Genomic DNA, 12,643 nt, shown 5'->3' with positions numbered 1-12,643 from the left:
ATTTTCCTTGTATCAGCGCATGCCTCAAGGCCGCGCCTTGCTCCAAAAGAGGTCCTAATGACCATCAGCGACGCACTGCACCGCCTGCTACTCGACAACCTGACCACCGCGACCATTCTGCTCAATGACGAACTTCGCCTTGAGTACATGAACCCGGCGGCGGAAATGCTGCTGGCCATCAGCGGACAGCGCAGCCATGGGCAATTCATCAGTGAGCTGTTCACTGAGTCGGCCGAGGCCTTGAGCTCATTGCGCCAGGCCGTGGAGCAGGCGCACCCGTTCACCAAGCGTGAAGCGATGCTCACCGCCCTCACCGGCCAGACCCTGACCGTCGACTACGCGGTAACGCCGATCCTGAGTCACGGCGCGACCCTGCTGCTGCTGGAGGTGCATCCCCGGGATCGCCTGCTGCGCATCACCAAGGAAGAGGCGCAGTTGTCCAAGCAGGAAACCAGCAAGATGCTGGTGCGCGGCCTGGCCCATGAGATCAAGAACCCGCTGGGCGGGATTCGCGGCGCCGCGCAGTTGCTGGCACGCGAGCTGCCGGACGAGAACCTCAAGGACTACACCAACGTCATCATCGAGGAAGCCGACCGCCTGCGTAACCTGGTGGACCGCATGCTCGGCTCCAACAAGCTGCCGTCACTGGCGATGACCAACGTCCACGAAGTATTGGAGCGGGTTTGCCAACTGGTGGAGGCCGAAAGCCAGGGCTGCATTACCTTGGTGCGCGACTACGACCCAAGCATTCCCGACGTATTGATCGACCGCGAGCAGATGATCCAGGCGGTGCTCAATATCGTGCGCAACGCCATGCAGGCCATCAGCAGCCAGAACGAACTGCGCCTGGGCCGCATCAGCCTGCGCACCCGCGCCCTGCGCCAGTTCACCATCGGCCACGTGCGCCATCGCCTGGTGACCAAGGTCGAGATCATCGACAACGGCCCGGGCATCCCTGCCGAGCTGCAGGAAACCATCTTTTTCCCAATGGTCAGCGGCCGCCCGGACGGTACCGGGCTCGGCTTGGCCATTACCCAGAACATCATCAGCCAGCACCAGGGTTTGATCGAATGTGAGAGCCATCCCGGCCACACCACCTTCTCGATCTTTCTGCCACTGGAACAAGGAGCCCCATCGACATGAGCCGTAGTGAAACTGTCTGGATCGTCGATGACGACCGTTCTATCCGCTGGGTCCTGGAGAAAGCCTTGCAACAGGAAGGCATGACCACCCAGAGCTTCGACAGCGCCGACGGGGTGATGAGCCGCCTGGCTCGCCAGCAGCCCGACGTGATCATCTCCGACATCCGCATGCCCGGCGCCAGTGGCCTGGACCTGCTGGCGCGGATTCGCGAGCAGCACCCGCGCTTGCCAGTGATCATCATGACCGCGCACTCGGACCTGGACAGCGCTGTCGCGTCCTATCAGGGCGGTGCCTTCGAATACCTGCCAAAACCGTTCGACGTGGACGAGGCGGTGGCGCTGGTAAAACGCGCCAACCAGCACGCTCAGGAACAACAGAACCAGGAAGCCCCGCCGGCCCTGACCCGCACCCCGGAAATCATCGGCGAAGCGCCGGCGATGCAGGAAGTGTTTCGCGCCATCGGGCGCTTGAGCCATTCCAATATCACCGTGCTGATCAACGGCGAGTCGGGTACCGGTAAAGAGCTGGTGGCCCACGCCCTGCACCGTCACAGCCCACGGGCGGCGTCGCCGTTCATTGCATTGAACATGGCGGCGATTCCGAAAGACTTGATGGAGTCGGAACTGTTCGGCCATGAAAAAGGCGCGTTCACCGGCGCAGCCAACCTGCGCCGTGGCCGTTTTGAACAGGCCGATGGCGGCACGTTGTTCCTCGATGAAATCGGCGACATGCCGGCCGACACCCAGACCCGCTTGCTGCGGGTACTGGCCGACGGCGAGTTTTACCGGGTGGGCGGGCACACGCCGGTCAAGGTCGACGTACGCATCATCGCGGCAACCCACCAGAACCTGGAAACCCTGGTGCATGCCGGGAAATTCCGCGAAGACTTGTTCCACCGCCTAAACGTGATCCGCATCCACATCCCACGGATGTCGGACCGCCGCGAAGACATCCCGACCCTGGCCCGTCACTTCCTCAGCCGCGCCGCCCAGGAGCTGGCCGTCGAGCCGAAGCTGCTGAAAAGCGAGACCGAGGAATACCTGAAGAACCTGCCATGGCCGGGCAACGTGCGTCAGCTGGAGAACACCTGCCGCTGGATCACCGTAATGGCTTCGGGTCGCGAAGTGCATATCAGCGACCTGCCGCCTGAGCTGCTGAGCCTGCCGCAGGATTCGGCACCGGTGACCAACTGGGAGCAGGCGCTGCGCCAGTGGGCCGACCAGGCCCTGGCACGTGGCCAGTCGAACCTGCTGGACAGCGCTGTGCCGGCTTTCGAGCGGATCATGATCGAAACTGCCCTCAAGCATACCGCCGGTCGCCGTCGCGATGCCGCCGTGCTGCTGGGCTGGGGCCGCAACACCCTGACTCGCAAGATCAAGGAGCTGGGGATGAAGGTCGACGGCGGCGATGACGATGAAGGTGATGAGGGCTGATTGATCCCTCAAGTACACCGACGATCCAGTGTGGGAGCGGGCTTGCTCGCGAAGGCGGTGATTCAGTCAACCTATGTGTCAACTGACACGCCGCTTTCGCGAGCAAGCCCGCTCCCACATTTGGACCTCCACAAAGTTTCAGCACCGTGCACCGCTTCAATGCACCACGAACCGGCATCGCGCACTTATCCGCCCCCTGAAACACATGCCTTGTTAAAAAAATATTAAAAGCTGAAAACGCCAAAGCCCCGTATTCCGGGGCTTTGCGCTTTCTGAAGAAATTTTTTGGCACAACTTTGCAATTCTGGCACGCCCCCTGCAATAACCCTGTTACTACCCAGTTTCGGGGACCTTGGTACAGGCAGGCCGAGAATCCCCTCTTTACACCCGGGGTGCTTGATGCGGATCGCGTCGCGCCCCACACCCGTTTCGGGAACCTCGGTACAGGCAGGCCGGGGATTCCCTCTTTTATTGCTCCTGGAGATGGATCTCCACCCGCCAGCGCCCCTCGACCTTCTCCCCCGACCACGTCCCACGCAACGGCCGAGCCGCCACCAGGTTCAGCAGCAAGCCGCCATCGGTCTTGCGGATGCGCCAGTTCACGTCCTTGTCGTTGACCTTCAGTTGCCCGCCCTGAGCCTTGCCCAGCGCGTCGAACAGCAGCGCCACCGTGCCGTCGATATGCTCGCCGTGCAGCTTGGGTTCGCTGTTGAACCACACCACCAGGCCATCGGTGGCAGGCTCTACCTGCTGCAACTCGACCGGGTCTGGTGTGGTCAGCCGGCCGATCATCAGGCCCACCATCAAGCCGACAATGGCCAACGAGCCTAAAACCCGTGGCAATAGGTTCGGCCTGGGGTCTTCTTCGGGGGTAGAATGCAGCGCATCTTTGCCTTCGGAGCCGTGCATGTTTCACGTCATCCTTTTTCAACCAGAAATTCCGCCGAATACCGGCAACGTTATCAGGCTGTGCGCCAACAGTGGCTGCCACCTGCATTTGATCGAGCCCTTGGGTTTCGACATGGACGACAAGCGCCTGCGCCGCGCCGGGCTGGACTACCACGAGTACGCCACCCTGCAACGCCATGCCGACCTCGCCAGTTGCCTGGAAAGCCTGAACCACCCACGGTTGTTCGCGTTTACCACCAAGGGCTCGCGGCCGTTCCATGATGCCAGCTTTGCCGAAGGCGACGCCTTCCTGTTCGGCCCGGAAAGCCGGGGCCTGCCGGCGGACGTGCTCGACGCCCTGCCCGAAGGCCACCGCCTGCGCCTGCCGATGCGCGAAGGCTGTCGCAGCCTGAACCTGTCCAACACCGTGGCCGTCGCCGTGTATGAGGGTTGGCGCCAACTCGGTTTCAAATAGCCCCCTATTCCTCTGTAGGAGCGAGCTTGCTCGCGAAAAACGTTAACGATGACGCGGGCATCCTGAATGGACACGGCGCTCTCAGGTTTTTCGCGAGCAAGCTCGCTCCTACAGGGGGCTCGCCCAATAAAAAAGCGCCTGTTATGGCGCTTTTTTATGCAGCAACAGCTTACTGAACCGTTGGCGAACCTTCCTGTTGCATACGCTGCAGCTCTTGCGCATACAGGGCATCGAAGTTCACTGGAGCCAGCATCAGCGCCGGGAACGAGCCACGGGTGACCAGGCTGTCCAGGGTCTCACGGGCATACGGGAACAGGATGTTCGGGCAGAACGCGCCCAGGGTGTGGCTCATGGACGCTTCGTCCAGGCCCTGGATCAGGAAGATACCAGCCTGCTGCACTTCAGCGATGAAGGCCACTTCTTCGCCGTTCTTGACGGTAACCGACAAGGTCAGCACGACCTCGTGGAAGTCGCCTTCCAGAGCCTTTTGACGGGTGTTCAGGTCCAGCGCAACGCTCGGGGTCCATTCCTGACGGAAGATGGCCGGGCTCTTCGGCGCCTCGAACGACAAGTCACGTACGTAGATACGCTGCAGGGAAAATTGTGGGCCTTGAGCTTCTTCTGCTTCCGCTTCGGTGTTCTGTTGGTCAGTCATCGCAGATCCTTCGTGATCTTGGGGTCTTTTAGGGGTTAGGAGTCAGACGTGAAGCAGCGCATCCAGTTTACCGGCGCGCTCGAGTGCGAACAGGTCATCGCATCCACCGACATGCTTGTCACCGATCCAGATCTGCGGCACGGACGTGCGTCCCGCTTTCTTGGTCATCTCGGCGCGCACCTGGGGCTTGCCATCAACCTTGATCTCTTCGAAGGCAATGCCCTTTTTCTCAAGCAGGGCCTTGGCCCGCATGCAATAAGGGCAATAATCGCTGGAATAAACGACAACCTGGCTCATATCACTTCACCAGCGGCAGGTTGTCGCCACGCCAGCTGGAAATGCCACCCGACAGTTTGGCGGCGTTGAAGCCGGTTTTCAGCATCTCGCGGGCGTGGGTGCCGGAGTGCTGGCCTTGGGCGTCGACCAGAATGATGGTCTTGCCCTTGTACTTTTCCAGCTCGGCCAGGCGCGAAATCAGCTTGTCCTGGGGAATGTTCAGCGCGCCGACAATGTGACCGGCGGCGAAATCCTTGGCGGGACGAATGTCCACCACTACAGCCTCATCCTTGTTGACCAGGGCGGTCAGCTCGGATGTGCTGAGGCTGCGGCCACCGCGGCTCATTTCATGAGCGATCAGCAGCGCCAGCAGTACGACGAACGCACCAGCGAGCAAATAGTGGGTAGTGGCAAATGCAATCAGGTGATCAACCATCAAGGAGGTTCCAGGGCGTTAAAATGGCGGTAAGTATACACAGCCGTCATGGTCGGCCAACCCCCGTAAAGCGGTGACGTGGTCGGAACTTCGCTTTAAACTGCCACTCCCTTTTCAATTGCCTTCATTCATTACCGCCGCGAGAGGATCTATGACTACTACGCCTAAACCTTTGGTCCTGATAATTCTCGATGGCTTCGGACACAGTGAAAGCCACCACGACAACGCTGTGTACTCGGCCAAGAAGCCAGTACTGGACCGTCTGAGCGCTACCGTACCGAACGGCCTTATCTCGGGCTCGGGCATGGATGTTGGCCTGCCGGATGGCCAAATGGGCAACTCGGAAGTCGGCCACATGAACCTTGGTGCCGGACGAGTGGTCTATCAAGACTTCACCCGTGTGACCAAATCGATCCGCGACGGCGAGTTTTTCGAGAACCCGACTATTTGCGCGGCTGTGGATAAGGCAGTCAAGGCCGGCAAGGCCGTGCACTTCATGGGCCTGCTGTCTGACGGCGGCGTCCACAGCCACCAGGACCACCTGATCGCCATGGCCGAACTGGCCTTCAAGCGCGGCGCCGAAAAAATCTACCTGCACGCCTTCCTTGACGGTCGCGACACTCCGCCGAAAAGCGCCCAGTCCTCCATCGAACTGCTGGACGAAACCTTCAAGACCCTCGGCAAGGGCCGCATCGCCAGCCTGGTCGGCCGTTACTTCGCGATGGACCGTGACAACCGCTGGGACCGCGTAGCCCAGGCCTACAACCTGATCGTCGACGGCCAGGCCGAATTCAACGCCGCCACCGCCCAGGAAGGCCTGGAAGCCGCCTACGCCCGTGGCGAGAGCGACGAATTCGTCAAGGCCACCACCATCGGTGAACCGGTAAAAGTCGAAGATGGCGACGCCCTGGTGTTCATGAACTTCCGTGCCGACCGTGCCCGCGAGCTGAGCCATGTGTTTGTCGATGACGGCTTCAAGGACTTCCAGCGCGCCCGCCAGCCGAAAGTCGAATTCGTGATGCTGACCCAATACGCCGCCAACATCCCGGCCCCGTCGGCATTCGCCCCGGGCAGCCTGGAAAACGTACTGGGCGACTACCTGGCGAAAAACGGCAAGACCCAGCTGCGCATTGCCGAAACCGAAAAATACGCCCACGTGACCTTCTTCTTCTCCGGCGGTCGTGAAGAACCGTTCCCGGGCGAAGAACGCATCCTGATCCCGTCGCCGAAAGTCGCTACCTACGACCTGCAGCCGGAGATGAGTGCCCCGGAAGTCACGGACAAGATCGTCGACGCCATCGAACACCAGCGTTACGACGTGATCGTGGTCAACTACGCCAACGGCGACATGGTGGGCCACAGCGGCAACCTCGAAGCGGCGGTAAAAGCCGTGGAATGCCTCGACCTGTGCGTCGGCCGCATTGTCGACGCCCTGGACAAGGTAGGCGGCGAAGCGCTGATCACCGCCGACCACGGCAACTGCGAGCAAATGTCCGACGAATCCACCGGCCAGGCCCACACCGCCCACACCACCGAGCCGGTGCCGTTCATCTACGTTGGCAAACGCGACCTGAAAGTGCGTGACGGCGGCGTACTGGCCGACGTGGCGCCGACCATGCTGATGCTGATGGGGCTGGAGAAACCGAAAGAGATGACTGGCACTTCGATATTGGTTTAATAGCAAAACCGCCCGATTAAATCGCCCGAAACGGCTTTTTATGACGAACGCCTCAAAGCAGTTGGCTTTGAGGCGTTTTTTTTGCAGCGCTTGGCGGGCATACTAGGCCGTCCCTTTCCCTGGTGTCGCCCGCCTCTATGCTTCGCGCCTTGATTACCCTTGCTCTTGTCTGCCTGCTTCAACCGGCGTTTGCCGATGAGCGCGCACAAACCCAACAACAGTTGGACGCTACGCGTCAGGACATTACCGAGCTCAAGAAGCTGCTCGGCAAGCTCCAGGAAGAGAAATCCGGTGTGCAGAAAGACCTGCGCGGCACGGAAACCGAGATGGGCAAGCTGGAGAAGCAGGTCCAGGAGCTGCAAAAAGAATTAAAGAAGAGCGAGTCGGAACTGGAGCGACTCGACGCTGAGAAAAAAAAACTCCAGAGCGCCCGCGTTGAACAGCAACGCCTGATCGCGATCCAGGCCCGCGCCGCCTACCAGAACGGCCGCCAGGAATACCTCAAGCTGCTGCTCAACCAGCAGAACCCGGAAAAATTCGCCCGCACCCTCACCTATTACGACTACCTGAGCAAGGCCCGCCTGGAGCAACTGAAAAGCTTCAACGAGACCCTGCGCCAGTTGGCCAACGTCGAAACAGAAATTGCTAACCAGCAATCGCAGTTGCTCGACCAGAAAACCGCCCTCGACAGCCAGCGCGACGAGCTGGACAAGGTTCGCAAGGAACGCCAGCAAGCGCTGGCCAAGCTGAATGACGACGTAAAGGCCCGTGACGCCAAGCTCCAGGCCCGCGAGCAGGACCAGGCCGACCTGGGCAAAGTCCTGAAAACCATCGAGGAAACCCTGGCGCGGCAGGCCCGTGAGGCAGAGCAAGCGCGGCAAAAAGCGCTGCTGGCCCAGCAGGAAGCCGAAAAAAAGCGCGAGCGTGAGGCCGCCGAGGCAGTTGCCACTGATGCCCCGGCCCCGCGTAAACCGGCGCGTGCAGCGCCTGGCCCGCTGGTTTCCAGCTCCGGTGAGTCGTTTGGCGGACCTTTTGCTTCAGCCCGGGGCAAACTTCCATGGCCAGTTGATGGTCGATTACTGGCACGCTTTGGTGAAACCCGTGGCGATGACACCCGCGCCAAGTGGGACGGTGTGATGATCAGTGCCGGTGCCGGCACCCAGGTCCACGCCATTCACGGCGGCCGCGTGGTGTTCGCCGATTGGCTGCGTGGCGCAGGTTTGTTGGTGATTCTTGACCACGGTAATGGCTATTTGAGCCTTTACGGCCACAATCAAACTTTGCTTAAAGCGGCAGGTGATGTTGTAAAAGCCGGTGAATCCATCTCCACTGTCGGTAACAGTGGTGGCCAGGACACTCCGGCGCTGTACTTCGCTATTCGTCAGCAGGGCCGCCCGAGCGACCCGGCACAATGGTGCCGTACCCAAGGATAAGGGTCGCATCTACATTAGGAGTTCGTTCGACATGCTGCATTTGTCCCGCCTCACATCGCTGGCCCTGACGATCGCCCTGGTGATCGGCGCGCCTTTGGCATTCGCCGACCAGACCGCCCAGTCAGCCACGGCCGCGACCACCAAGGCCCCGCTGCCGCTGGACGAGTTGCGCACCTTCGCCGAGGTCATGGACCGGATCAAGGCGGCCTATGTCGAACCTGTAGACGACAAGATCCTGCTGGAAAATGCCATTAAGGGCATGCTCAGCAACCTTGACCCGCACTCCGCCTACCTGGGCCCGGAAGATTTCGCCGAGCTGCAGGAAAGCACCAGTGGTGAATTCGGTGGCCTGGGCATTGAAGTCGGCGCCGAAGACGGCCAGATCAAAGTGGTCTCGCCGATCGATGACACGCCAGCTTCCAAGGCCGGGATCCAGGCGGGCGACCTGATCGTCAAGATCAACGGCCAGCCGACCCGCGGCCAGACCATGACCGAAGCCGTCGACAAGATGCGCGGCAAGCTCGGCCAGAAAATCACCCTGACCCTGGTACGAGACGGCGGCAACCCGTTTGACGTGACGCTGGCGCGCGCCACCATTACGGTCAAGAGCGTGAAGGCCCAACTGCTGGAGTCGGGCTACGGCTACATTCGTATCACCCAGTTCCAGGTCAAGACCGGCGACGAAGTCGCCAAGGCTTTGGCCAAGCTGCGTAAAGACAACGGCAAGAAACTCAGCGGCATTGTGCTCGACCTGCGCAACAACCCGGGCGGCGTGTTGCAGGCGGCGGTGGAAGTGGTCGACCACTTCATCACCAAGGGCCTGATTGTCTACACCAAGGGCCGTATCGCCAACTCCGAACTGCGCTTCTCGGCCACCGGCAACGACCTCAGCGAAGGCGTGCCGATGGTTGTGCTGATCAACGGCGGCAGCGCCTCGGCTTCGGAAATCGTCGCCGGCGCCCTGCAAGACCAGAAACGCGGTGTGCTGATGGGCACCACCAGCTTCGGCAAAGGCTCGGTGCAAACCGTGCTGCCGCTGAACAACGAGCGCGCCCTGAAGATCACCACGGCGCTGTACTACACGCCGAATGGTCGCTCGATCCAGGCACAGGGCATCGTGCCGGACATCGAAGTGCGCAAGGCCAAGATCACCAACGAAGTCGACAGCGAGTTCTACAAGGAAGCTGACTTGCAGGGCCACCTGGGCAATGGCAATGGCGGCGCCGACCAGCCAACCGGCAGCGGCTCGAAAGCCAAGCCGATGCCGCAGGACGACGATTATCAACTGGCCCAGGCGCTGAGCCTGCTCAAGGGCTTGAGCATTACGCGCAGCCGTTGATATGCGTTGTGGACTGATCATCGCGTTGCTGTGCTGTCTGGCGGGAGTTGCCCACGGCAACCCCGCCAGTGCAGCCCCCGCTGAACACAAAGCCTACCTGACCCTGATCATCGACGACCTTGGGCAAAACCTGCCCCGGGATCGTCGCGTGCTCGCCCTGCCCGGCCCGGTGACCACGGCGATCATGCCCGACACACCCCACGCCGCCGAATTCGCCCGCGAAGCCCATAAGGTGGGCAAGATCGTCATCCTGCACATGCCCATGGACCCGGCCACCGGCCCGTTTGCCTGGCACCCCGAGCTACCCATCGAAGAGCTGGGCAAACGCCTGGACGCAGCTTTCAAGGCGGTGCCCTACACCGCCGGTATCAACAACCACATGGGCAGCCGCATGACCGCCCAGCCGGAGGCGATGGCCTGGTTGATGGGTGAGTTGCAACGGCGCCACAAGTTCTTCGTCGACAGCCGCACCAGCGCTAAAACCGTCGCCGCCGCCGAGGCGCAGAAGATTGGTTTGGCCAGCGTCTCGCGGGACGTGTTCCTCGATGACGAACGCACCGAAGCGGCCATCACCACTCAGTTGCAGACCGCGATCAAGCTGGCCCACAAACAGGGTTCTGCGGTAATGATCGGCCATCCTTATCCACAAACGCTGGCGGTGCTGGAGCGTGAACTGCCCAAGCTCAAGTCCCAGGGCGTGGAGTGGATCGATATCAAGTTGATGATCAGCGTGCGCAGTAACCAGGCCATGGCCGGCCACGGTAAAAACGGCACCTATCGCTAGCGCTACATAGCTACTGCCCATCACCCGGCAGGCTCACCGATAGTGGATCCCTGGATCAACTGGAGAGCCTCCTCATGAACTCACTGCAATACAAAGACCTGCTTATCAATTTCACCACCGAGTTTGTTCCGGTGTGGAATGACAAAGGCACCCGCGCCGAAAAGCCTGTCACCTTCTGGCGCCCGAGTACGTCCTCCGACGCCTTGGGCGGCTTCATCTCATTGGGCGATGTCGCAGTGGCGGGTTACCACAACATCAATCAACTGAAAATCGTCGCCGTCGTCAGCGAAGTTGACCGGGAGAATGGCACCGCCTTGCGGGCGCCCGACGACTTCGAGAGAGTTTGGGAGCATTCAGGGCCAAGGCACCGCACCGCTGTCTCAATCTGGCGACCGATAGCTCCCGAAGGGTATGTAGCGCTGGGTCTGGTGTGCGGTGTCGGCAATGAAAAACCACCGCGCAATACCATTCGCTGCGTCAGAGAAGACCTGACGACTCGCGCCTACATTGACCAATTGATCTGGAGCGACAAGGGCAGCGGCGCTGACCGGGATTTCAGTGCCTGGGGAATTTCCACGCCACAATCGCTTCCTGGGGAAGCCTACCTGGCACCCGGCACCTTCACGGGCATCGAGGGCTTTGCCAAGCCAACCGGACAGTCCTCGGTGCATGCCCTGCGCCTGGACCTCACACTGCACGCCCAACCCTTACCGCCACTTCCGACCGTCATGGACCCCGAAAACCTGACGCCTTTTCATGAGAACGATGGCACTCATGTGTGCGAACTGCCTTGGTTTACCGTGAGAGACCCTGAGTTGATACCTCTCGAACAACTGCAGAACTGCCCGATCTACAGGTTGCAAAGAAAGGACCAGTACACCTTGGTGGTCACCGGGCAAAACCCCACACTCACCAGCAAGACCTTCAGTTGGGCTGTTGCCAAGGGGGAGGTCGATACCCATTCGGTAGGCCTGCGGTCCTTGACCGGCGTCAATCTAGTGGCTGAATGGTTACCCCGGCACCCGCTGAGCGCCAGCGCCAGGCTAAGCCCTGACTTCACACACACGGGTTTATCGGCCAAAGGCTGGGGCCAGACGAGCGTGCTGGACCTGATTGCTTATGTTCCCGCGAATCAATCTGTCGGGGCCTACTTGGTCAGGAGTGAATACAAATTGCTGAGGGCGGACGGAAGCCAACTGGGGGAGACCCTCAGTTATGTCAACGGGGATAACGTCTACTTCAGCGAGTTCCTGCAATCCCAGGCAGCGATCCCCGCCTTAGTGGTGCGGGAGGAGGTAGCCCCTTTGACAGAAAACAACTTAGAGATAACGCCCCATGATTTCATCGACGACACCCTCCTGCCGTAACTGATCCAGGGCTGCCTGAAGCTTGGCCACCGTCTCGTCCGGCACGTTCCTGTTCAGCGCCAGGTACAGCTCGGCACTGTTGAAACGCAGCACGGTCTTGAGCCCGGTCACCCCGACCTGGCGTGCCAGGTAACGGCCCGCCGGGTCGCCGGTGGCCCACAGGTCGATCTGGCCATCGAGCAATTTTTGCGCGTTGTCCTGGTCCCGCAGCACGATCACCGGCTTCAGGCCCTGTTTTTCCAGGCTCTCGGCGATGGCATCACCCTTGTAGGCGCCGATCTTGTAGCGCCGGGCGTGCTCAAGGTCGGTCAGCTGGATCTTGCTGTCGGCCTTGGCCAACAGCACCCAATCGTCCGGGCCGATGGGGCCGACCCATTTGAACAGCGCCTCACGGTCCGGCAGGCGTGCCATCACGAACACGCCGTAGCCGGGTTTTTCCAGGGCGAGTTTGTAGATTCGCTCCCAAGGGAAGCGCAGGGTCAGGTTGTAGGAGATGCCGGCACGCTTGAAGGTCTCGCGGACGATGTCCACGGCAATGCCTTCGACGTTCTCTTCCTTGGCGAAATTCTTGCCGTTTTTCGCCATGTTGTAGGGCGGGAAGTTTTCCGTCAGCAGCACCAGGGAAGTGCCGTCGGACGGCTCATCGGCGTGGGCCGAACCCGTCAATAGAACGGTGGTACTGGCGAGGGCGAGCAGCAGGTCTCTGAACATGAAAGTTACCGGAATCCATGGCAAG

At 60.8% G+C, this 12,643-nt stretch carries 13 protein-coding genes; 8 read left to right on the top strand and 5 right to left on the bottom strand.

The annotated features are described in order from the left end of the window. Positions 1-57: 57 nt before the first annotated feature. Complete coding sequence (gene glnL, locus ACA046_RS01930; RefSeq protein WP_003218001.1) at positions 58-1,143, top strand: nitrogen regulation protein NR(II); 1,086 nt, start codon at positions 58-60, stop codon at positions 1,141-1,143. Continuing rightward, complete coding sequence (gene ntrC, locus ACA046_RS01925; RefSeq protein WP_003218003.1) at positions 1,140-2,576, top strand: nitrogen regulation protein NR(I); 1,437 nt, start codon at positions 1,140-1,142, stop codon at positions 2,574-2,576. Before glnL ends, ntrC begins: the two co-directional genes overlap by 4 nt. A gap of 468 nt (positions 2,577-3,044) precedes the next feature. Here the strand turns inward: ntrC and ACA046_RS01920 are convergent, their stop codons facing one another. After that, positions 3,045-3,485 carry a hypothetical protein gene (locus ACA046_RS01920; protein WP_497675820.1) on the bottom strand — a complete coding sequence of 147 codons (441 nt, stop codon included), beginning with the start codon at positions 3,483-3,485 and terminating at the stop codon, positions 3,045-3,047. Between ACA046_RS01920 and ACA046_RS01915 the strand changes: the two genes are divergently transcribed. Then, entirely contained in the window at positions 3,484-3,939 is a 456-nt protein-coding gene (locus tag ACA046_RS01915) for a tRNA (cytidine(34)-2'-O)-methyltransferase (protein WP_076018128.1), read from the top strand. The two genes, ACA046_RS01920 and ACA046_RS01915, sit on opposite strands and share 2 nt — an antisense overlap. Before the next feature lie 169 nt (positions 3,940-4,108). Here ACA046_RS01915 and secB read toward each other — a convergent pair whose 3' ends face one another. The 3 genes from secB to ACA046_RS01900 are packed head-to-tail and all read right to left on the bottom strand — an operon-like array spanning position 4,109 to position 5,306. Further along, positions 4,109-4,594, bottom strand: coding sequence for a protein-export chaperone SecB (secB, locus tag ACA046_RS01910; RefSeq protein WP_497675819.1), 486 nt, complete (start codon positions 4,592-4,594; stop codon positions 4,109-4,111). Positions 4,595-4,636: 42 nt separating this feature from the next. Beyond that, positions 4,637-4,891, bottom strand: coding sequence for a glutaredoxin 3 (gene grxC / locus ACA046_RS01905; RefSeq protein ID WP_010169095.1), 255 nt, complete (start codon positions 4,889-4,891; stop codon positions 4,637-4,639). 1 nt (position 4,892) lies between these two features. Beyond that, positions 4,893-5,306, bottom strand: a complete 414-nt coding sequence (locus ACA046_RS01900) for a rhodanese-like domain-containing protein (protein ID WP_076018129.1) — start codon at positions 5,304-5,306, stop codon at positions 4,893-4,895. A 151-nt stretch (positions 5,307-5,457) separates the two neighbouring features. Between ACA046_RS01900 and gpmI the strand changes: the two genes are divergently transcribed. The 5 genes from gpmI to ACA046_RS01875 all read left to right on the top strand — a co-directional run bounded on the left by gpmI (position 5,458) and on the right by ACA046_RS01875 (position 11,907). Further along, positions 5,458-6,984: a 2,3-bisphosphoglycerate-independent phosphoglycerate mutase gene (gene gpmI, locus ACA046_RS01895; RefSeq protein WP_076018130.1), complete on the top strand. Its 1,527-nt coding sequence runs from the start codon at positions 5,458-5,460 to the stop codon at positions 6,982-6,984. Between the two features lie 137 nt (positions 6,985-7,121). Then, entirely contained in the window at positions 7,122-8,417 is a 1,296-nt protein-coding gene (locus ACA046_RS01890; RefSeq protein ID WP_076018131.1) for a murein hydrolase activator EnvC family protein, read from the top strand. A 31-nt stretch (positions 8,418-8,448) separates the two neighbouring features. Next, positions 8,449-9,756, top strand: a complete 1,308-nt coding sequence (locus ACA046_RS01885) for a S41 family peptidase (RefSeq protein ID WP_497675818.1) — start codon at positions 8,449-8,451, stop codon at positions 9,754-9,756. Position 9,757: 1 nt separating this feature from the next. After that, on the top strand, positions 9,758-10,540 hold the full coding sequence (locus tag ACA046_RS01880; RefSeq protein WP_497675817.1) for a divergent polysaccharide deacetylase family protein: 783 nt from the start codon (positions 9,758-9,760) through the stop codon (positions 10,538-10,540). 74 nt (positions 10,541-10,614) lie between these two features. Further along, a complete protein-coding gene (locus tag ACA046_RS01875; RefSeq protein WP_459025489.1) occupies positions 10,615-11,907 on the top strand; it encodes a Vps62-related protein in 1,293 nt (430 codons plus the stop codon). Here ACA046_RS01875 and ACA046_RS01870 read toward each other — a convergent pair. Further along, positions 11,860-12,618: a substrate-binding periplasmic protein gene (locus ACA046_RS01870; protein WP_497675816.1), complete on the bottom strand. Its 759-nt coding sequence runs from the start codon at positions 12,616-12,618 to the stop codon at positions 11,860-11,862. The genes ACA046_RS01875 and ACA046_RS01870 overlap by 48 nt on opposite strands. Between the last annotated feature and the right edge of the window lie 25 nt (positions 12,619-12,643).

This window comes from Pseudomonas sp. LBUM1641 (assembly GCF_059716235.1).
Note: the sequence above shows the minus strand (reverse complement) of the source record. Positions and strands in the feature narration are given on the sequence as shown.

Bases quoted from the DNA above. Each gene is read 5' to 3' on its own strand.
- glnL (WP_003218001.1), top strand. From the start codon at position 58: ATGACCATCAGCGACGCACTGCACCGCCTGCTACTCGACAACCTGACC.
- ntrC (WP_003218003.1), top strand. From the start codon at position 1,140: ATGAGCCGTAGTGAAACTGTCTGGATCGTCGATGACGACCGTTCTATC.
- ACA046_RS01915 (WP_076018128.1), top strand. From the start codon at position 3,484: ATGTTTCACGTCATCCTTTTTCAACCAGAAATTCCGCCGAATACCGGC.
- ACA046_RS01920 (WP_497675820.1), bottom strand. From the start codon at position 3,485: ATGCACGGCTCCGAAGGCAAAGATGCGCTGCATTCTACCCCCGAAGAA.
- secB (WP_497675819.1), bottom strand. From the start codon at position 4,594: ATGACTGACCAACAGAACACCGAAGCGGAAGCAGAAGAAGCTCAAGGC.
- grxC (WP_010169095.1), bottom strand. From the start codon at position 4,891: ATGAGCCAGGTTGTCGTTTATTCCAGCGATTATTGCCCTTATTGCATG.
- ACA046_RS01900 (WP_076018129.1), bottom strand. From the start codon at position 5,306: ATGGTTGATCACCTGATTGCATTTGCCACTACCCACTATTTGCTCGCT.
- gpmI (WP_076018130.1), top strand. From the start codon at position 5,458: ATGACTACTACGCCTAAACCTTTGGTCCTGATAATTCTCGATGGCTTC.
- ACA046_RS01890 (WP_076018131.1), top strand. From the start codon at position 7,122: ATGCTTCGCGCCTTGATTACCCTTGCTCTTGTCTGCCTGCTTCAACCG.
- ACA046_RS01885 (WP_497675818.1), top strand. From the start codon at position 8,449: ATGCTGCATTTGTCCCGCCTCACATCGCTGGCCCTGACGATCGCCCTG.
- ACA046_RS01880 (WP_497675817.1), top strand. From the start codon at position 9,758: ATGCGTTGTGGACTGATCATCGCGTTGCTGTGCTGTCTGGCGGGAGTT.
- ACA046_RS01875 (WP_459025489.1), top strand. From the start codon at position 10,615: ATGAACTCACTGCAATACAAAGACCTGCTTATCAATTTCACCACCGAG.
- ACA046_RS01870 (WP_497675816.1), bottom strand. From the start codon at position 12,618: ATGTTCAGAGACCTGCTGCTCGCCCTCGCCAGTACCACCGTTCTATTG.